Origin of the sequence: Colwellia marinimaniae, from assembly GCF_002207865.1 — a bacterium.
GTDB classification, from domain to species: Bacteria; Pseudomonadota; Gammaproteobacteria; order Enterobacterales; family Alteromonadaceae; genus Colwellia; species Colwellia marinimaniae.
The window spans coordinates 1-587 of sequence record NZ_BDQM01000108.1 but is presented as its reverse complement, the minus strand read 5'-3'; the positions used below and the strand labels follow the sequence as shown (position 1 = coordinate 587).

Below are 587 nucleotides of genomic sequence, written 5' to 3'. Positions count from 1 at the left end.
GTTATCAGGTCATGAACGGCATCGCCGTGCTGCCGGTGTCCGGCACGCTGGTCAGCCGGACGCGGGCGCTGCAGCCGTACTCGGGGATGACCGGTTACAACGGCATTATCGCCCGTCTGCAACAGGCTGCCAGCGATCCGATGGTGGACGGCATTCTGCTCGATATGGACACGCCCGGCGGGATGGTGGCGGGGGCATTTGACTGCGCTGACATCATCGCCCGTGTGCGTGACATAAAACCGGTATGGGCGCTTGCCAACGACATGAACTGCAGTGCAGGTCAGTTGCTTGCCAGTGCCGCCTCCCGGCGTCTGGTCACGCAGACCGCCCGGACAGGCTCCATCGGCGTCATGATGGCTCACAGTAATTACGGTGCTGCGCTGGAGAAACAGGGTGTGGAAATCACGCTGATTTACAGCGGCAGCCATAAGGTGGATGGCAACCCCTACAGCCATCTTCCGGATGACGTCCGGGAGACACTGCAGTCCCGGATGGACGCAACCCGCCAGATGTTTGCGCAGAAGGTGTCGGCATATACCGGCCTGTCCGTGCAGGTTGTGCTGGATACCGAGGCTGCAGTGTACAGC

Annotated in this window: 1 protein-coding gene; it reads left to right on the top strand. The window is 61.5% G+C overall.

Annotation, left to right across the window (positions count from 1 at the left end; genetic code table 11):
• On the top strand, positions 1 to 587 hold a 587-nt coding region (locus MTCD1_RS18390), incomplete at both ends, for a S49 family peptidase (protein ID WP_088568999.1).